The 17,617-nt window shown below is 61.5% G+C and carries 18 protein-coding genes; 4 read left to right on the top strand and 14 right to left on the bottom strand.

Annotation, left to right across the window (positions count from 1 at the left end; all coding sequences use genetic code 11):
* Positions 1–743: 743 nt before the first annotated feature.
* The 10 genes from E2N92_RS04855 to E2N92_RS04810 all read right to left on the bottom strand — a co-directional run bounded on the left by E2N92_RS04855 (position 744) and on the right by E2N92_RS04810 (position 7,784).
* On the bottom strand, positions 744–1,862 hold the full coding sequence (locus E2N92_RS04855; protein WP_220682566.1) for an endonuclease Q family protein: 1,119 nt from the start codon (positions 1,860–1,862) through the stop codon (positions 744–746).
* 6 nt (positions 1,863–1,868) lie between these two features.
* Positions 1,869–2,612, bottom strand: a complete 744-nt coding sequence (locus E2N92_RS04850) for a proteasome assembly chaperone family protein (protein ID WP_220682565.1) — start codon at positions 2,610–2,612, stop codon at positions 1,869–1,871.
* Positions 2,600–2,761, bottom strand: coding sequence for an RNA-protein complex protein Nop10 (locus tag E2N92_RS04845; protein ID WP_220682564.1), 162 nt, complete (start codon positions 2,759–2,761; stop codon positions 2,600–2,602). The genes E2N92_RS04850 and E2N92_RS04845 overlap by 13 nt, the downstream gene beginning before the upstream one ends.
* On the bottom strand, positions 2,758–3,543 hold the full coding sequence (locus E2N92_RS04840; protein ID WP_220682563.1) for a translation initiation factor IF-2 subunit alpha: 786 nt from the start codon (positions 3,541–3,543) through the stop codon (positions 2,758–2,760). The genes E2N92_RS04845 and E2N92_RS04840 overlap by 4 nt, the downstream gene beginning before the upstream one ends.
* 9 nt (positions 3,544–3,552) lie before the next feature.
* Positions 3,553–3,741, bottom strand: coding sequence for a 30S ribosomal protein S27e (locus tag E2N92_RS04835; RefSeq protein WP_220682562.1), 189 nt, complete (start codon positions 3,739–3,741; stop codon positions 3,553–3,555).
* A 5-nt stretch (positions 3,742–3,746) separates the two neighbouring features.
* Positions 3,747–4,025 carry a 50S ribosomal protein L44e gene (locus E2N92_RS04830; RefSeq protein WP_220682561.1) on the bottom strand — a complete coding sequence of 93 codons (279 nt, stop codon included), beginning with the start codon at positions 4,023–4,025 and terminating at the stop codon, positions 3,747–3,749.
* A 155-nt stretch (positions 4,026–4,180) separates the two neighbouring features.
* Complete coding sequence (locus tag E2N92_RS04825; protein WP_220682560.1) at positions 4,181–4,819, bottom strand: DNA replication complex subunit Gins51; 639 nt, start codon at positions 4,817–4,819, stop codon at positions 4,181–4,183.
* Complete coding sequence (locus tag E2N92_RS04820) at positions 4,816–5,949, bottom strand: DNA primase small subunit domain-containing protein (protein ID WP_220682559.1); 1,134 nt, start codon at positions 5,947–5,949, stop codon at positions 4,816–4,818. Before E2N92_RS04820 ends, E2N92_RS04825 begins: the two co-directional genes overlap by 4 nt.
* The gene (locus E2N92_RS04815; protein WP_220682558.1) at positions 5,946–7,517 is read right to left on the bottom strand and encodes a tRNA uridine(34) 5-carboxymethylaminomethyl modification radical SAM/GNAT enzyme Elp3; all 1,572 of its coding nucleotides are present in this window, start codon (positions 7,515–7,517) and stop codon (positions 5,946–5,948) included. Before E2N92_RS04815 ends, E2N92_RS04820 begins: the two co-directional genes overlap by 4 nt.
* Positions 7,518–7,523: 6 nt before the next feature.
* On the bottom strand, positions 7,524–7,784 hold the full coding sequence (locus E2N92_RS04810) for a UPF0058 family protein (RefSeq protein WP_246589321.1): 261 nt from the start codon (positions 7,782–7,784) through the stop codon (positions 7,524–7,526).
* Between the two features lie 81 nt (positions 7,785–7,865).
* Here E2N92_RS04810 and E2N92_RS04805 point away from each other — a divergent pair, with 81 nt between their 5' ends.
* Entirely contained in the window at positions 7,866–8,738 is an 873-nt protein-coding gene (locus E2N92_RS04805; RefSeq protein ID WP_246589320.1) for an ADP-ribosylglycohydrolase family protein, read from the top strand.
* Positions 8,739–10,661: 1,923 nt separating this feature from the next.
* Here the strand turns inward: E2N92_RS04805 and E2N92_RS04800 are convergent.
* Positions 10,662–11,117 carry a UPF0179 family protein gene (locus E2N92_RS04800; protein ID WP_220682555.1) on the bottom strand — a complete coding sequence of 152 codons (456 nt, stop codon included), beginning with the start codon at positions 11,115–11,117 and terminating at the stop codon, positions 10,662–10,664.
* 6 nt (positions 11,118–11,123) lie between these two features.
* Positions 11,124–12,206 carry an NAD(P)-dependent glycerol-1-phosphate dehydrogenase gene (locus E2N92_RS04795; protein WP_220682554.1) on the bottom strand — a complete coding sequence of 361 codons (1,083 nt, stop codon included), beginning with the start codon at positions 12,204–12,206 and terminating at the stop codon, positions 11,124–11,126.
* Positions 12,207–12,217: 11 nt separating this feature from the next.
* Here E2N92_RS04795 and E2N92_RS04790 point away from each other — a divergent pair, with 11 nt between their 5' ends.
* The 3 genes from E2N92_RS04790 to proS are packed head-to-tail and all read left to right on the top strand — an operon-like array spanning position 12,218 to position 15,068.
* Positions 12,218–13,063, top strand: a complete 846-nt coding sequence (locus E2N92_RS04790; protein WP_220682553.1) for a DUF63 family protein — start codon at positions 12,218–12,220, stop codon at positions 13,061–13,063.
* The gene (locus tag E2N92_RS04785; RefSeq protein ID WP_220682552.1) at positions 13,056–13,622 is read left to right on the top strand and encodes a stage II sporulation protein M; all 567 of its coding nucleotides are present in this window, start codon (positions 13,056–13,058) and stop codon (positions 13,620–13,622) included. The genes E2N92_RS04790 and E2N92_RS04785 overlap by 8 nt, the downstream gene beginning before the upstream one ends.
* A gap of 9 nt (positions 13,623–13,631) precedes the next feature.
* Complete coding sequence (gene proS, locus E2N92_RS04780) at positions 13,632–15,068, top strand: proline--tRNA ligase (RefSeq protein ID WP_220682551.1); 1,437 nt, start codon at positions 13,632–13,634, stop codon at positions 15,066–15,068.
* A 658-nt stretch (positions 15,069–15,726) separates the two neighbouring features.
* Here proS and E2N92_RS04775 read toward each other — a convergent pair.
* Together E2N92_RS04775 and E2N92_RS04770 are read right to left on the bottom strand one after the other, a co-directional pair.
* The gene (locus E2N92_RS04775; protein WP_220682550.1) at positions 15,727–16,197 is read right to left on the bottom strand and encodes a hypothetical protein; all 471 of its coding nucleotides are present in this window, start codon (positions 16,195–16,197) and stop codon (positions 15,727–15,729) included.
* Positions 16,198–16,199: 2 nt separating this feature from the next.
* The gene (locus tag E2N92_RS04770) at positions 16,200–16,688 is read right to left on the bottom strand and encodes a pyruvoyl-dependent arginine decarboxylase (RefSeq protein WP_246589319.1); all 489 of its coding nucleotides are present in this window, start codon (positions 16,686–16,688) and stop codon (positions 16,200–16,202) included.
* Between the last annotated feature and the right edge of the window lie 929 nt (positions 16,689–17,617).

The following is a 17,617-nucleotide window of genomic DNA, read 5'->3' as shown; positions in this document are numbered from 1 at the left end:
GCGTGATGTTCAGAATATGCCATCCCTTGTCGTACAATCTTCCCTGGTATTTCGCGAGAAGATGGGGTGGGGGACGGCACGCAGCGCGTGATCCTGCTGAAGAATGATCGGCCCTTTCCCGTCCCGGTTCTATCTTCGGGGTCGTGACAAAGGCGCGGGGTAGCGTGCCCATCCCCCGTCCGGGTTCTATCTTCGGGGTCATGAAAGCGGGACGGCGTCATGATCAAACCATGCCGTCCCCCTTCACCGAATCTGTTCTGTCGTCTCGCAAGAAGATAGGACAGGGGGACGGCATCACCCGTGTTCCTGGTGAAGAATGATCGGCCCTTTCCCGTCCCGGTTCTATCTTCGGGGTCATGACAACGTGGCGGCGTCATGATCAAACCATGCCGTCCCCTCATCATCATCGATCTGTTCTGGTATTTCGCGAAAAGATAGGACGGGGGACGGCATCACGCGTGTTCCTGGTGAAGAATGATCGCCCCTTTCTCGTCCTGCTCCAATCTTCGGGATCATGACAACGTGGCGGCGTACTGATCAGAATGTGCCGTCCCCTCATCATCGATCTTGGTCTGCCGTCTCGCGAGAGGATAGGACGGGGGACGGCACGGGGTGGTGTGTTCCTCTGGTGTGCCGTCCTCCAGTGAACTGCAGGCCCGTACCTGCCTGTCAGGATCCCGAAAATCGTACCCGCTCTTCAAAGGGCGAGGGCCGGACCGATTCGGTCCGGTCGTCTCCCGCGCCTACAGAAAAGAAAACGTGCCGTATTTCCCGCCGCCGCCCGGGACCAGGTTCACCCGTCCGTCCCTGAAGGCGGCGATGGCGTCCCCCACCTCAAGGTCGACCTCGGCGATCTCTTCGGGGGGCACCTCGGCGAGGACGGCGATCTCGGTCTCGAAGGCGTCGGTCAGGCGAGCATACCGTGCCTCCACCTTTCTGGTCGTTGGGGAGGAGACGCCGAGGACCACCCTGATGATCTCGCCGAGCGGGATGATGTGATAGTATGGGGGGCGGCCCGAGCGGTCGCCGCCGCCGCCGAGTTCGTGGGCGCGGTTCTGCACGCCCTTCTTGATCTTCCCGCCGTCGATCGGGCAGGTCCAGGCATGGGCCTCTGCCTCCTCGAGGGTGTATTGCCGGTAGCACCGGGTGCAGGCGGTGCGGTTGTACTTCCCCTCCTCTGGGAAGAACCCGGCGTTGAGCGTGACCTTCCCGCGTTTCACCGCGTCGAAGGCGGCCTTCGGCGTGACCGTGCCGAGGTCGAGGCGGTTGAACTCGCGGCCCAGTTTGACCGGGTGTGCCGAGTGGGCGTCCGAGTTGGAGAGGAAGGGGACGCCGTCGAGTTCTGGGATCCCGGCGCCGTACGAGGTGTCGGCCGAAAGACCGAGTTCAAGAAAATCGATCGGTTCCTCGCCATAACAAGAGGCGACCGAGTCGTGGGAGGCATAGAGCGAGGTCCAGGGGGTGAAGGCGTGGGCCGGACCGACCAGGCCGCCGAGGTCGTGGACCGCCGCGGCGATCGTCTCCCCGCCGAGGCGCACATGCGGCCGCCCCCCGGTCAGGAGGTCGCGGGAATGAGGAGCGAAGACGGCGGCGAGTTCCTCGAAGCAGGAGAAGTCCTCCATGACGATGAGGTGGTGGACGCGTCCTTTCCCTTCCACCTCGGTGGTCGGGAGGACGACCGTCCCGGTCCCGTCCTCATATCTTTCCCAGGCCGCCCGCCACTCTGGGTGGAGGGCGTCCCCGCTTCCCAGCACTCCGACCCCCTTGAGGGCCGCGGCATCGCAGAGGGCCGCCGGCGTCATCGAGGGGGAGGTGGCCATCGAAAAAGGAGAATGGATGTGGAGGTCGGCGTAGACGGCCATGCTCGTTCACCCGATGTAGTTGAGGGACTCTTCCTCTTTGCCCCGCTCCATCTCCTCGTACCGGGCGAGGATCTTCTCCATCTCCGCGGCGTGCTCGGAGAGCCGCGTGGGATCGATCTCGATCCCGAGGAGTCTGGTGAGGACGGCGAGCACCCTGCCGGCACTCTTTGGGTCGACGAGATACCCGGGCGTCTCGCCCATCAGGCAGATCCCGTCCATCCCGCGCTCGGCGGCAAGGCCGAGGAGGAGCCCCGCGGCCCCGACGATCCCGCCGGGTTCGTCGCCGGTCATCGCGCCGCCGGCCCCGGTCACCTCTTCGATGAGTTTCTCGTCGGTCACCGCGCCGAGCACTCTCGGTTCCTCGACGAGGTGCCCGACCCCGAAGCCGCCCAGGGTGTAGACTCGCTTCACGCCGAGTTCTTCGGCGATATCGAGATAGGCGTCGGCGAGGAGATAGTGTCCCTCGTTGGAGGTGCTCTGGAAGTCGCCGATGAGAAATGCGATCGCGATCTCGTCACCCTTCCAGAGAAAGATCTCGTTGGCCGGCAGGCGGACGACGCCGCCCGGGTCGATGAGCACCTGCGGCGGGAGATAGATGGAGATGATATCCACGACCTTCTCCGCGCCGAGTTCCTGGATCATGTGCTCGACGACGAGTTTGCCGACCTGACCGATCCCGGGCAGTCCCTCGATGAGGATGTCTGCCTGGACCTTGTCTTCGGTGAGATATGCGATATCTATGTCGTCCATCGCTTCGCCTGCCTCCTGTAGGCGCCGTATCGGTCCTGGGGCGAGTACCTGGCCGGATGTGCCGTCCTTGTCGGCCCCCCACAGACCGGACAGCGGAAAAACAGGGTGTAGCGGCGGTCCCGCTCGCAGTATCGGATCCGCCCGCTCATGCGCTCTTTGCCTTTCGTACAAACTTTCCGGCGTCGCCGGCCCGTTCCATGACTCCGATTGCCGCAGATGACGCCTTTTCAATGGCTTTCTCGGCTCTCTTGTAGTCGGGAGCGGTGACCTTGATCCGGTAGTTTGGCGCCCCGAGGTAGACGAGTTCGATCTCGACATCTTCCTCGACCTTCGGCTGTGCACTCCGGAGGGCCCTGCGAATGATGTTCACGCCGTCCGGCTTTGTCGAGGTCAGGACGAGGGTGCCGGTGATCGTCACCTTCGGGATCTTTACGTTCTCTTGCGCGACTGCCTTGAGCGCCTCGTTGACTCCTTTCTCAAAGTCAAGCTTCTTCAGCGCGGCGTCGCCTTTTGTCACGATCTCCTCGAATGCCGAATAGAGCAGCCCGAAGTTGGAGTAGAAGGCATCTCTGATCATCTGAGGATCGGCGCCCGTGTCTTTTGCGACAAAACCGATCCACTTCTCGGCCTTCTGCTCGTTCTTCCATTCCTGGATCTTCTCGCGCCGCTGGTGGTCGTTGACATCCTTGAGGGAGAGATCGATGTGGCCGCGCTTGGGGTCGACACTGAGGACCTTGCAGACGACCTTCTGCCCCTCTCTGACGAAGTCTCTGATGTACTTGACCCAGCCGGTTGCGATCTCGGATATGTGGATGAGCCCTTTCTTGCTCGCGTATTCGTCGAGACGCACAAAGGCCACGAAGTCCTTGACGTCTTCAACAGTACATACAACGAGTTCGCTCTCTTCCGGCCATTCGTCTTTATCGTGCATCGGTCAATCTCACTGGAGTTCTGCTGTGATCTCAGCTTTGATCGTTGCCTTGCCACCGGTGGGTTCGGCGAGCACATGCCCGCAGACCGCACAGTCGACGACGGTGGCGGCCTTCTCGAAGATCACCTGTTCGTTCTCGCAGTCAGGGCACTTGACCCTGTAGAACTTGCTTCTGTTCTCTCTGTGCTGACGTACCATTCTTTTCACTCCACAATCTCGAACTTGCCTGCTCTCCAGCCCGCACGGAGGTGTGCCTTCCCGCACTTGGTGCAACGGTACCTGACGTTGACCTTCTTGGTCGGCTTGTCGCCGCCCGGCACCTTTGAGAACTTGCCCATGTTGCCCACTTTGCCTCTCCGGGCTTTCTGCCGGTCGATCCAGTGCAGACCGCTGGTGCGGCCCTTCTTCACCTTCTCAACCTCGTGTACCTCATGCGATCTGCAGTGCGGACAGTAAGCCCTAAATTTTGCTGGCATCTTCATGAAATAAGCCCCTCACGATGGTCGTTGCAGCCCGTTCCGGGCTTTGCGGCAGTGCCGGGTCCGACCGTATTATCTGGGGGATCGGGGATCCATGGAAGGATATCCCGTCATTTTCCCGCCCTGATTGCCCGGCACTATTCTCTCGAATACCTGTATTATTTGATAAGCCTTATATTTAAGGCTATGTTGCGCCCGCAGAGGACGTCCGCATTCTCCTTCGGGAGGGTGACGATGTCCTCGGTCTCGAGGGCGTAGGTGCGGCCGTCGAGTCCCATGAACTCGGGGACCTCCGCTCTGATCAGCACCAGCGCGGTGTCGGCGTCGGCCGCGGCTGCGGCCACCGGTGCCGATCGTTCTCCCTCACCGGCAAAGAAGACCGGTTCGTCCTCGACCGGCGCAGGGGGAGTGAACTCCCTCTCCGTCCCCTCGAGAAGGCCCTCGCGGCACGCGGCGATCTCGCGGCAGACCGCATCGAACATCGCTCGTTCTGCCGGGAGCATCAGTTTCAGTTCCTCCTTGTCCGAGTACTCGGCTTCGTTCTGGGCCTCGGCAAGTCTCAGGATCTTTTTGAGCCTGATCTTGATGATGGCGTTGAGCGTCTCCTTGATCGCCTGGAACCGGTCCTGCAGGACGGCGCTCTCCTCGGAGAAGGGGTCATGGATCCGGTTGATCTCGTCGTAGAGTTCGTCCAGCGAGAGTTTCGCCGTCCTGAAGAGGTCGCCCGGGATCTCGGAGAGTTTTCCGCTCTCCCGCTCGTTCCAGACGATGATCCTGAGGTCGTCGAGGTCCATCATCGTCGTCCACCCCCGATCTCGGCGATCCCGCGACAGCAGAGAAAGACGGCCAGGGCCTCGGGGACGAGGTTGGTCCCCTTCTTCAGGGTGTAGGTATTGCCCAGGACCGGCATGGAGAGGCCGAAGGCGGCGTTCACCTTCACCTCCCGCTCTGAGAAGACGACGGCGTCGACGAGCGGGTCGAAGTCGGGGAGTTCCTTGATCGGCACTTCGACAACCCGCAGACCGCTCCCGCCGTGGAGTGAGGTGGGCATCCTGATCAACCGTTTGATGTCGGTCGTCACCGGTTCGTCGACGAGGGCGGCCCGGTCCTTGACGAGGGGGAGAAGTTCTCCACCGTCCTCAGAGAGGAGGGTGCGCAGCACCGGTGAGGAGAGGAGGTTCTTTGGGATCCTGCCCGCGGCGAACTCCGCGGACTGGAGCGAGGCGATGAACCTCCCGGCATAGGTCTCCCCCACTCCTTCCATCCCGAGCAGGTGCTTGCGGGCGGCCTCCTCGCCGCCTGCAAGGAGCTGGTCGGCATACTCCCGGAGGGCCGAGGCGAACCTTGCCTGCCAGCCCTCGCTTCCTTCTCCGCCAAAGAGGGACGTGGGGACAAGGCCGGTTGCGCAGAGATAGTCGACGACTTCCCGGCGCTCCTGGCTCTCCCAGCTATGGACTCTCGGATCCCTGACATGGACGTGATAGCCCCGCCCGCCCGAGAAGACGAGGGTGAGCGATTTTCTGGAGAAACCGAGTTCGTCGGTGAGCATGCCCAGGAGTTTTTCGGCCTCCTCCTTGACCCGCGCGAGCATCGCATCGTAGGGCACCCCCTTCACCAGGTGATCGGCGTCGATGTCGAAGATGAGGTCGGCACCCGCCCACCCCTTCTCGCCCATCGTCCCCGCGCCCGGGTCGGTGTAATAGGCCGTCGAATAATAGGCGTGCGCCGGCGCCATCGACCTGATGTAGTCGGTGCACTCCTCGCGCGACCCGAACCCCAGGTGACGGCGCATCCGTATCCCCTGCTCCTGGCCGAAGAAGACAAAACCCCACTCCCGCTGCTTGAGCCCCGGGGGCATGGCGAGATAATTCTCGCGATAATACGAATTGAAGCGCTGGCTGAGGAATTCAAGGGTTGCGGGTTTCATTGCAGTCTCTTTACCATGTATGGCCCTTCGCGTTCATAGCCCTGACCCCGGTAATAGGGCCTGACGCCGACACCGCTGTTGACGGCGATCCGCCCGAAGCCGTCGGCGCGTGCGGTCTCCTCGGCCCTGGTCAGCAATTCCCTGCCGAAACTGCGGTGTTGGAACTCTCCTTTGCCCCCATCTGTCCCGATGGGGACCATCATCCCGTAGACATGGAGTTCGCGCAGGAGGGCCGCCCCGTCGAGTTCGGGCCTGATCGTCTCCCCTGGATACCGGAGGCGCGCAAACCCGATGAGGGCGTCGCCAGCCTCGGACTGGATGAAATGTTCGGTCCCACCGCAGCACGCGTACTTCAGGTCGCGCATCGCCGGGGTGCCGGCGGACCGGCGCCGTCCGGCCTCGCGGCACCTGATGCACCGGCATGCCCCGCCCTGCTCGTGCAACCTTTGCTGGGCGAGTTGCCTGAAGTTGGAGTGGCGCGAACCCGCGACGATCAGCCGCGCCGGGATGTCGCGCTGCACCCGCTGGAGACGGACATATTCGGGCAGGAGCGACTTTGCGTAGGCGACCAGGTTTACCAGGTCGTCTTCCGGGTACGGTGCGTACTCTCCCTCTTCCCAGAGGGCCTCGATCTCCGAGCCCGGGGTCACCAGGGTGGGATAGATCTTGAGAAAGTCGGGCCTGAACCGTTCGTCTGCAAAGAGCGTCCGAAACATCTCACGGTCCATTTCAAGATCGCTTCCCGGGAGGTTTGGCATCATGTGAAACCCGACCTTGATCCCGGCGTCCCGCAGCAATCGGTTCGCCTCGACCGCGTCGGCCACTGTGCACCCGCGCCGGTTGAGGGCGAGGACGGCGTCGTCGGTGTGCTGGACCCCGAGTTCGACCTTGGTCACCCCGAGGTCGAGCATCCCCTCGACGTGCTCGCGCCGGCACCAGTCCGGGCGGGTCTCGAAGGTCGTGGCGATGCACCGCACCGGCGCCGACTCGTTCTCCTCCAGGACCGTCGCCGGGTCGAAGGGACGGTGTTCGTCTGAGCGGTACTCGTTCATCGCGTGGACGCACGAGTGGACGAACCACTCCTGATACTCCCGTGGCCGGGCGGTCATCGTCCCGCCCATCACGATCAGTTCGGCCTTGTCCACATGGTGGCCCAGGGCCTCGAGCTGCGAGAGTCTGGCCTGCACCTGGGCATAGGGGTCGAACTCGTGCTGGGTGCCGCGGAGGGCCGCCGGTTCCTGGCCAGTGTAACTCTGTGGCGAACCGAAAGGATGGTCGGGGCCACCCGGGCAGGGGAGACACTTGCCGTGCGGGCAGGGGGACGGAGAGGTCATCGCCGCGATCGGGGCGACGCCCGAGATCGTCCGGGTCGGTTTGACCAGAAGGACCTCGCGCAGCACCTCCTCTTCGTCGGGGGTGGCTGCAGCGAGGATGGCGGAGTTCTTGGGGATGGAACTCACGCCGTATTTTCGGCAGACCGCGATCTTGACCCGCTGGAGATCGGAGGGTCCGCAGGGCTGAGAAGAGATGCGGGAGATAATCTCCCGGCAGAGGTCGACGTCATCCATACCGTCTTAATGTTCTTGTGCTACGCCTTCATTATGGGTTGCCTTGTGGATCCCTTCCACCTGCTGGGCGTGGGGAGTGGCGCTACGCAGCTGGTGGACCAGGTCCTCGCCGAGGGCGAGGATCGCCTTCTTGTGGGAGATATTGTTCTTGTGGATGTGGGCGGGGGAGACGCCGAGGACATCGTAGTCGGGGGTGTAGACCTCCTCTCCGGTAGTAGTTTCATAGTACTTCTTGATATGCATCAAGAGCATGTGTAAGTGGAGCAACTCTTCTTTCTGCACACGATCACCTAACTTCAAAAATTACATTTTTTCTCCGATTGATATAGTTTATTGGTGATCTTTATATTGGACTTCACGAGAGCGGCCGGGTGCCTCGTAGGACTTGCTGTAGGCGACGCGTTGGGTGCGCCCCTCGAAGGGCTGCCTCCGCCGGAAAACCGTGTTACCAGGATGCTTGGCGGCGGGATTCACGATATTCGGAGTGGCGAGTTCACCGACGACACGCTCCAGGCCATCGGACTTGCCGAATCGCTCATATCGTGCCGCGGATTCTCGCCCGAGGACTTCATGGAGAGGCTGATCAGGGCCTTCGAGGAGGCTCCCGAATTTTACGGGCCCACCTCCGGGACGGTCTTCACCCTGGTCGGGGAGGGGTGCGCTCCCGAAGAGGCTGCGGCCGTCGCACACCTCCGGAACAGAGGGAGCAGGACAAACGGCAGTGTGATGCGTGCCCCGCCCCTCGGCGTCTATTATCCGCCGCGCGCGGTGCGTGAGGTGAGCCTTGCGTGCTCTGCGCTCACCCACTATGACCCGGTCGCCGGCGAGTGTTCGGCCTTCGTGAACCAGATGGTCTCTGAGATGTGCCGGGGCGTCCCGAAGGTGCGGGCCTTCACCCACGCCCTCGACCGGTGCCGGGACCCCGAGGTCGCCGAACGCCTGGGTGAGTTCCACCGGTGGCCGCTCGAACCGTCGCTCGATGCCGTCCTCGCCACCCACGCCGCCGTGGCCGTCTTCATGGGCTCGGACGGGTTTGAAAAGACGGTGGTGCGGGCGGTGAACCTGGGGGGCGACGCCGACACCGTGGGGGCGATCGCCGGGGCGCTTGCCGGGGCCTGCTATGGTTTCCCGTTCATCCCGCACCGGTGGCTCGTTGGGCTCCGTCACACCGGCGAACTCCTCGCCCTCTCGAGGAGGCTCTGCGCTGCGGCCAGAGGATGAGGGGGTGATACGCTCCGTAGATCTGGCAGCGGGCAGGAAAACCACTCCATGCCGCCCCAGACCGATCTTCTCGCGAGATAGCAGAACAGATCCGGTGATGAGGGGCGGCGCCATGTTCTGATCATCACGCCGTCCTGTATTCCTGACCCCGAGGATAGGAGTGAGACGGGAGCGGGCCGATCATCATTCATCGGCTTTGTAGAATCGGGCATGAGCCTCGGGCTCAAGCATACGGGATGAACATTTCTCGTCACGTGCTCTCTCTCTTATCAAGACAGGAGAACTGGTGGAGACTTCGTTCCATCACCGCCCCTTGGCTATCTTCGTCGTGGGGGGTCCGGGGGTTTCCCCCGGTGCGAGATGGCAGGGAAATCTCGACGATGGGGGCGGCCGATCCATCAGAGGAATTTTCTATCCTCTGCGTATCGGCTTCAACGTGATATAAAGAGTTCAGACTCTCATGCAAACATGAAGAGAGGATATTCTGGATCATTTTCATGGTAAATCATCTTGATGGTTCTCTTCGACGGGGGGCTTGCCGCCCCCCGAACCCCCCGCGCGAGCGATAGGCGGGGGACTGCAACCCCCCTTTCATATTCATTGCTCCGCCTTCCACCCCAATCTTCATCCCGGGGGTCCGGGGGCGGAGCCCCCGGCATAAGCATGAGGGAAGGCGATAGATTCAGTTCACAGGGGGGTTGTGGTGATGAAAAGAGGATGTTTTCTACAGAGCCCATTTATCGGGAACACGCGTGAGCCGTCCCCCGCCCAATCTTCTCGCGAAAAGGCAGGACAGATCCGGTGAAGAGGGGGACGGCATGTTTGGATCATCGTACCTTTCTCGTCGTCATGGCCCCGAAGATAGAACCCGGACAGGAGCGGGCCGATCATTATCCTGAGGACCACGCCACCCCGTGCCGTCCCCAGCCCAATCTTCTCGCGAAAAGGCAGGACGGATCCGGTGAAGAGGGGGACGGCATGGTCTGAACATCACACTGCCCTGTCGTCGTGACCCCGAAGATAGGAGTGAGACGGGAGCAGGCCGATCATCATTCATTGGGAACACGCGTGGAGCCGTCCCCCGCCCTATCTTCTCACGAAAAGGCAGGACAGATCCGGTGAAGAGGGGGACGGCATGTGCTGATCGTGACGCTGTACCGTCGTCGTGACCCCGAAGATAGGAGTGAGACGGGAACTGGCCGATCATTATTCATCGGGAACACGCGTGGTGCCGTCCCCCGCCCAATCTTCTCGCGAAAAGGCAGGACGGATCCGGTGAAGAGGGGGACGGCATGTGCTGATCATGACGCTGTACCGTCGTCGTGACCCCGAAGATAGGAGTGAGACGGGAGCGGGCCGATCATCGTTCGGTAGGATCACGCGTGGTGCCGTCCCCCGTTCGATCTTCTCGCGAAATACCAGAACAAATTCAGTAATCGGGGACGGCACATTTTGATCACAACGCTGTCCCGGTTTCATGACCCCGAAGATAGAACCGGACGGGAGGAGGTTGATCTCTGTCGCCGTCCCCCGCCCAATCTTCTCGCGAAAAGGCAGGACAGATCCGGTGATGAGGGGGACGGCATGTGCTGATCATGACGCTGTACTGTCGTCGTGACTCCGAAGATAGGAGTGAGACGGGAGCGAGCCGATCATTTTTCTGAGGAGGACACCACCGCGTGCTGTCCCTCGCCCCATCTTCTCGCGAAATGACAGAAAATATTATTCAGTGATCGGTGACGGCACGCGATCACCAAACCTCCCCGCCGTCGCGATCCCGAAGATTGAACCAGGACAGGAGTGGTTCGATCATTATTCTGTTGGATCACGCGCTCTCGCCGTCCCCCGCCAGAGAGAACCATCAAGAGAATATCTTCAGGGTCAAAAAGTGAGGTTTTCTAAAAGGATCTGAAACTTCTGTGGTCAGGCCCCCACAGGCCGCAGTTCGACGAGTTTGAGGATGCGCCCCTTCTCGCAGACGTCGGGGCCGCTGCCCAGCACCTTCGCGACGATATATTTCTCGCCCTCGATGATCCCGTCGGGGTGGCAGAGATGATGGCTCCGGCACCCGGTCCTGGTGCAGGCGGACTCAAAGTGAAGACTGGAGTTGAGGATGGCCCGGTCGGCCGGGATGAGGGTGGTGACCGGGGCCTCGATCACCTCGACCGCACAGACTCCGTCCTTGTGGACGGCACACTCCTGCCTGGTCTTCGGCCTGACCGCGACGACCTGATACTTTTTCCCTGGCTGGAGGTTGTGGCAGACCTTCCAGAGCTTGCAGTTCCTGCACCCGGTCGCCTCGCCCTCGTATACGAACTCGAGCCCGATCTCCGCGAGGCACGTCCCGAGCAGGGTTACTTTTGTTTTTGGTTTGGCCATGACTCCTCACTCCTTCTCATACAGCATCCTGACAAGCCGCCTGGCACTCTCCCTGGAGAGGCCCATGTCCAGGATCGTAAACCGCTCCGGCCTGATGGTCCGGGCCTCCAGAAGGGCTTCGACCGCGGTCTCGTCGTCGATCCCCAGTTCTGCCGGGGTCGTCGGCGCCCCGATCCTCTTGAGCGAGTCCCGGATCCACCGCCAGTCCCCGCCGTGGAGGTACATCGTCATGATCGCCCCGACCCCGCACTGTTCGCCGTGGAGCGCCTTCCCTGGGGCGAGGCGGTCGAGGGCGTGGGAGAACTTGTGTTCCCCCCCGCTCGCTGGCCTGGAGGACCCGGCGATGGACATCGCCACCCCCGAAGAGACGAGGGCCTTCATCACGATCCAGGCGCTCTCTTCGGTCCGGGCGCTGATCACCCCGGTGTTCTTCACGACGATCTCGGCGGTCATCTTCGAGAGGGCCATCGCGTATTCCGAGACGGCGTCGCCCCTGAGGCGGTGGGCGAGTTCCCAGTCCAGGATCGCGGTGTAGTTGGAGATGATGTCGGCACACCCCGCGGCCAGGAGACGGGGCGGAGCGGCGGCGACGATCGCGGTGTCGGCGACGACGGCGATCGGCGGGTGGGCATCGAGCGAGACGCTCCCTTCAGGGGTCGGGATCGAGGCCCTCGCCGAGGCGATCCCGTCGTGGGCCCCCGCGGTCGGGACCGAGACGAACTGGCGGTCGAGGTTGTACGAGACGATCTTGGCGGTGTCGATGACTCGGCCGCCCCCGGCGCCGATGACGAAGTCGGCCCCGGCCCCCACCTCTTCGGCGACCGCGATCTCGTCGAGAGAACCGGCGCGGACGATAAAGGTGGTCACCTCGCACCGATCTTCCAGGAGGGAGGCGATCCGGTCGCCCGCGATCGCCCTCGTCCGCTCACCGGTGATAAGCAGGGCATGTCTGCCGAGGCCCAGGTCCTGGCAGACCGAGGGGAGTTCATCAAGCATGTTATGCCCGATGAGCACGTCACGCGGGAGCTGCATCCACTTGGACTTGTCAAAGACCTTCTCCCTGAGTACTTTAATACCCTCTCCGCCCATTGAGATCACAGATGATTAGGGACTTCATCTACAAATATTACATCGATCCGATCAGGTACGGTCAGGCGTACACGGTCGTCGATACGCTTACGTATGCGATAATCCTGATCATCGCGGTCTATCTCGTCTACCGGGGCCTCCAGCGGTTCGGAATTTCGGTGGACCGGAAGTTCGTCCTCTCCACCATCCCGTACGTCGTGCTCGGCGGACTCCTGCGGGTGGTCGAGGACACCGGGATGATCACCTCAGACGTCAGGTTCCTGCTGATCACCCCGCTCATCTTCTTCGTGATCTTCTTCATCACCGCCGGGGCCCTCTTTGTCTCCCGTCTCCTCGAACTCAGAGGCGTGGTCTCCGACTATGCCCGGCCCTATGCCTGGACCGGGATCGTCCTCTCGGTGGCGTCCTTCCTTCTCCTGATGTACTGGGGGGCGACGCACACCCAGATCGACCTCTTCGTCCTCTTCGTCATCCCGGCGATGGCGGTGGTCACGACGGCCATCGTCTGGGGCGCCCTTCGGTATCTCGCCGGCTGGGAGTATGTCGCCGAACCCCTGTACACGCTCCTCATCTTCGGGCACATGCTCGACGCAAGCGCCACGAGTTTCGGGATCGACCTCCATCCACTCCATTATGTGGAGCAGCATGTCGTCGGTTCCCATCTCATCGGCCTGACCGGCACGGCCTTCTCGATGTTCCTCCTGAAACTGGTGGTGATCGTCCCGGCGATCTACATCCTTGAACTCTACCGGAAGGAGGGGAGTCCTGCCTTCTGGCACCTGGTCCTGCTCGCGATGATCGTCGTCGGGATGGCGCCCGGGATCAGGGACCTGATGCGTATGGTGCTCTATGTCTAGAGACGCACTTCTTCTCCCGCTGGCCGTCGCCCTCCTCCTCTTTTTCGGTGGCGGCGGGGCGGGCTACGCCCTCGCGGCCTCGGGCGACCCCGCGGCACAGACGCTCATGGATACCGTCAAAGAAGGTGTCTTCGCCCAGGTCGCCGACGACGCGCCCCTCATGCTTGCGGCGAAGATCTTCCTCAACAACCTCCAGGCCTGTGCGATCCTCTTCCTGGGAGGGGCGACCTTCGGGCTGCTCACCTTCTTCATCCTCTTCTCCAACGGTCTGGTCGTCGGCATCTTCGTCAACGAGGTCGTCGATACCCTCGGCCCGCTCGGCCTGGCAGTCGGGATCGTCCCTCACGGGATCTTCGAGCTTCCGGCCATCTTCATCTCGGGCGCCCTCGGTCTTGCCCTGGCCAGGGCGCTGGTGGCCGAACTGACGGGCCGGGGCGACGCCGTGGCCGAGGCCACCAGGATGGGCGGGCAATTCCTCCGTATTGTCGTCCCTCTTCTCGTCGTGGCGGCCGTTATAGAGGCATTTATTACGCCCGCACTCCTACATATGGTGATTTGAGGTACCCCAATGGAAGAAGAGAGCGGTTCACTCCCATCAAAATCTGACTTTTCGGCATGGTACAATGACGTGCTCTGGCGGGCTGAGATCATGGACGTCCGCTACCCGGTCAAGGGGCTGTATGTCTGGTATCCCTTCGGGTTCGGGCTGCGGCGGCAGACCTATGCCATCCTCCGCGACCTCCTCGACAACTCCGATCATGAGGAGACGCTCTTCCCGCTTCTCATTCCAAAGACCGAGTTCATGAAAGAGGCCGAGCACATCAAGGGGTTCGAGGACGAGGTCTACTGGGTCACTCACGGCGGTCTCTCCGAACTCGACATCCCTCTGGCCCTCCGGCCGACGAGCGAGACCTCCATCTATCCGATGTTCGCCCTCTGGGTGAGGTCGCACGCCGACCTCCCGCTCAAGGTCTACCAGATCGTCAACACCTTCCGGTACGAGACGAAGCACACGAGACCGCTCATCCGTCTCAGGGAGATCACCTCGTTCAAGGAGGCCCACACCGCCCATGCCACCTGGGACGATGCGGCCGCGCAGGTGGAGATCGCCCTCTCGCTGTACACCAGGTTCTACGACGACCTCTGCATCCCGATCACCATCTCCCGCCGGCCCGACTGGGACAAGTTCCCGGGCGCCGACTACACGATGGCCGTCGACGCCCTGATGCCCGACGGCCGGACGCTTCAGGTGGGAACGGTCCACCACCTCGGCGACCACTTCTCGAAGACCTTCGAGATCACCTACGAGGACGCCGAGGGGCAGCAGCAGTATGTCCACCAGACCTGCTACGGGATCTCGGAGCGGTGCATTGCGGCGACGATCGGGGTCCACGGCGACGACAAGGGTCTTGTCCTCCCGCCGAAGGTGGCCCCGGTCCAGGTGGTCGTCATCCCGATCATCATGAAGAAGCGCGCCGACGAGGTGCTGGCGGCGGCCGAGGTGCTGAAGGCCGAACTCCAGGATTCGGGCCTGAGGGTGAAGATCGATACCAGGGACATGCGGCCGGGCGCGAAGTACTATCACTGGGAGATGCACGGCGTGCCCCTGCGGGTCGAGGTCGGGCCGCGCGACCTGGACGCCGGCACGGTCGTCGCCGTCACGAGGGATGGCGAGAAGACGACGGTGCAGCGTGACGAGGTCGTCACCGCGGTCCCCGAGATCCTGGGCGCCTATGCGGCCCGTCTGCGCACGAACGCCGAGGAGTTCCTCACCTCGCACATCACCGAGGCCGGGAGTGTCGAGGAAGCGGCCGAGGCGGTCAAGACCGGGATCGCGGTCGTCCACTGGTGCGGCGACGAGGCCTGCGCCGAAGAACTGGAAAAAGCGACCAACGGGAGCGTCCTCGGGACCGAGGTGCGCAGCGAGCATATCACAATATCCGAGGGTCCGTGTGCGGTCTGCGGTCGGCAGGGAACCTCGACCGTGATCGCACGGACGTACTGAGATCGTCTCAGATCTCTCTGTTTTGAGGGGGTTGGCCGACCCCCTCCTGTACTCACCCTGGCGGCGCCCACGGTGCGAGTGTTTGGGAAAGCATGATGATCCGATGTGCCGCCCCCTATCGCACGATCGTTCCTGCCGTCTCGCGAGGGGATGGGGTGGGTGCGGCGATGGATTGAGGTCTCCACCGATTCTTCAGTCTTGAAAAGAGAGAGAGCAAGCGACGAGACATTTTCATCGCGTATGCTTGAACCCGGGGTTCATGCTCACTTACTATGAAAATGATCCTGACGATCCTCTCTTCAGGTTTGCATGAGCGTTTGAACTCTCCATATCACGTTGAAGCCGATACGCAGAGGATAGAAATTTCCTCTGATGGATCTGCCGCCCCCATCGTCGAGATTTCCCTGCCATCTCGCGCCGGGGGGGTTGCACCCCCCGGACCCCCCACAACGAAGATGGCCGAGGGGCGGCATGATGCTCGACTTCGATTCGCTCCTCGTTCGGAAGGATGTGGGTCAGGAATCGATCCAGTTCTGATATGATATTTTCATCCCGTATGCGTGAGGCGTGCCTTCGCCTCATGAGCAATTCTACGCCGCCGAAAAAAAGGAATATGATCCAGGCAGAGGTCCGTCTCCCGGACTCTTCCGGAATATCTTCACTGAGAACAGGTGGGGCACCGGAAGAAGACGGAATATCCGGGTTTGTTCGTGTCGCCGGCAAAGATCTTTTTCCCGCCCTTAAAGAAGAGGCGGCCGCAGTCTGCGCAGTGCCGGGGGAGGAGGCGCTCCCGACGAGTATAGGGCAGTTCGATCTCGAAGGCGGCGTTGTCGGCGGCGTTGTCGCCGGCGTTCCCGTCCTCTCGCTTCTCCTCGAATTTCTCGATGATCTGCATGGCCTGGAGGGGGTTGGCCCCGAGTTCGTCGAGTTTCTTGAAGAGGAAGTAGTGGCCGATGAGCCAGGAGAGGTCGGAGCGTTCGAGCGCGTCGTCCATTTCGAGGCACTCGTCCTCGAGGTCCTCGAGGGGAGAACCGCAGAGCGGGCACTTTCCGCCGATCAATTCCTCAAGGTAGACCTCCTCGTTGCAGTACGGACAGATGGTGTGGTGTGCGCGTGTGCGTGATGTCATCTCTACTCCATGAGGAAGACGGTGGCCGCGAGTACGGTGGTCCAGGTGCCTTCTTCATCTACGACTGCACTCTCGGTGATATTAAGGGTTTTTTCCGGGATCTTGTCGGTGATGCTGTTATACATATTGTATGCAAGGCGTTCGGCATACTCTCCGGTCTTCTCTTTCCCGTCGCCGAAGGCGTGGTGCTCGGCGAAGTATCCCCACTGATTTTCCATGTCTTCAGGGATGGCAACGCCGATAGAGGCCGAGATCCGCCGGTGCGGTTCGTTGGAGGCGATCCGCGACATGACGGTGAAGACGATGCTTCCCGGCTCGAGGTCGGCGAGGCCGTCGCGGCGCGGGATGATCCGGCACTTGGGCGGCAGGATCGAACTCACGGTCACCAGATTGTAACACTCGATCTTTGCTGCTCGCAACGCCATCTCAAAGGATCCGAGATACTCGGAGTCCCGTCCCACGCCGCAGGTGAAAAACACCCTCTTTGGCACAAATGTTCTGGTCAATCCGTCGCTCACCCGTAAAATCAATTGTGTCTCTATTTGAGACCCCCCCCTACTTAAAAGTATATTTCTTTGCAGAATATATCAGAGATTTCGTGATATTATCTGGCGAGATGTATTTTCTCTGTTTTTCGGTCAAGATTTGTTTTCATCCTGCTGATCGGGTGGCTTAATCATCATGCTCTGCCACCAGGCGAGTGAATCTATCGTTTTTGCCTCTTGGAGTCGTGAATGGGGGATGATTCATTCTTTCAATTTATATAATGTGTCGGTTCCGATTGGAGCCTCGTATTTCCGGCCTGCCGATGCGGAAAGAGAGTGACCGGAGTCGGGTCTATCCGATACGCCGGAGCGGACTCGAAGGGCGTTTGGTTTTTGATGCCGGTCCAGGGGCGAAGCCGTGCATAAATGGTACTTCATCGTGTATGCTGAACTCTCATTTCCGGCTTTATCCTGACACCCCGGCCCATCCCCAATCGCGGCGATTTCCGTGCACTCTCAACGGCAATATGCAGCCGTACCCGGAGTTCATGGGGGAGAATATCCTCCGTGCTCATATTGACCCTCAGGGGGCGGGACAGATCTATGATAATGGCCGCGTTTTCTGAACTGGCGTTGATTTATCGGGATGCTCGATCTCTGCAATGTGAGCCCGGATCAAGCCTTCTGATCCCGGGATGGGGGCCGGTATGGGCGTTTTTCCGTCGGGACGGGCTCGGCCCCGGTGGAGAGATCGGTTCGTCTGTATTCGGATGCGAATAGAGGAAAATTGGGCTCTGTAGAAACTATCCTCTTTTCATCACCTCAACCCCCCTGTGACCTTCATCCATCGCCTTCCCTCCTGTTCACGCCGGGGAAGACCCCCGGACCCCCTGGATGAAGATTGGGGCGGAAGGCGGAGCAATGACCCTGAAAGG

It is taken from the genome of Methanofollis formosanus (assembly GCF_019633745.1).
Lineage (GTDB): Archaea > Halobacteriota > Methanomicrobia > Methanomicrobiales > Methanofollaceae > Methanofollis > Methanofollis formosanus.
Note: the sequence above shows the minus strand (reverse complement) of the source record. Positions and strands in the feature narration are given on the sequence as shown.

Coding starts and splice junctions, on each gene's coding strand:
- E2N92_RS04855 (WP_220682566.1), bottom strand. CDS start 1,862: ATGGCCGTCTACGCCGACCTCCACATCCATTCTCCTTTTTCGATGGCC.
- E2N92_RS04850 (WP_220682565.1), bottom strand. CDS start 2,612: ATGGACGACATAGATATCGCATATCTCACCGAAGACAAGGTCCAGGCA.
- E2N92_RS04845 (WP_220682564.1), bottom strand. CDS start 2,761: ATGAGCGGGCGGATCCGATACTGCGAGCGGGACCGCCGCTACACCCTG.
- E2N92_RS04840 (WP_220682563.1), bottom strand. CDS start 3,543: ATGCACGATAAAGACGAATGGCCGGAAGAGAGCGAACTCGTTGTATGT.
- E2N92_RS04835 (WP_220682562.1), bottom strand. CDS start 3,741: ATGGTACGTCAGCACAGAGAGAACAGAAGCAAGTTCTACAGGGTCAAG.
- E2N92_RS04830 (WP_220682561.1), bottom strand. CDS start 4,025: ATGAAGATGCCAGCAAAATTTAGGGCTTACTGTCCGCACTGCAGATCG.
- E2N92_RS04825 (WP_220682560.1), bottom strand. CDS start 4,819: ATGATGGACCTCGACGACCTCAGGATCATCGTCTGGAACGAGCGGGAG.
- E2N92_RS04820 (WP_220682559.1), bottom strand. CDS start 5,949: ATGAAACCCGCAACCCTTGAATTCCTCAGCCAGCGCTTCAATTCGTAT.
- E2N92_RS04815 (WP_220682558.1), bottom strand. CDS start 7,517: ATGGATGACGTCGACCTCTGCCGGGAGATTATCTCCCGCATCTCTTCT.
- E2N92_RS04800 (WP_220682555.1), bottom strand. CDS start 11,117: ATGGCCAAACCAAAAACAAAAGTAACCCTGCTCGGGACGTGCCTCGCG.
- E2N92_RS04795 (WP_220682554.1), bottom strand. CDS start 12,206: ATGGGCGGAGAGGGTATTAAAGTACTCAGGGAGAAGGTCTTTGACAAG.
- E2N92_RS04790 (WP_220682553.1), top strand. CDS start 12,218: ATGATTAGGGACTTCATCTACAAATATTACATCGATCCGATCAGGTAC.
- E2N92_RS04785 (WP_220682552.1), top strand. CDS start 13,056: ATGTCTAGAGACGCACTTCTTCTCCCGCTGGCCGTCGCCCTCCTCCTC.
- proS (WP_220682551.1), top strand. CDS start 13,632: ATGGAAGAAGAGAGCGGTTCACTCCCATCAAAATCTGACTTTTCGGCA.
- E2N92_RS04775 (WP_220682550.1), bottom strand. CDS start 16,197: ATGACATCACGCACACGCGCACACCACACCATCTGTCCGTACTGCAAC.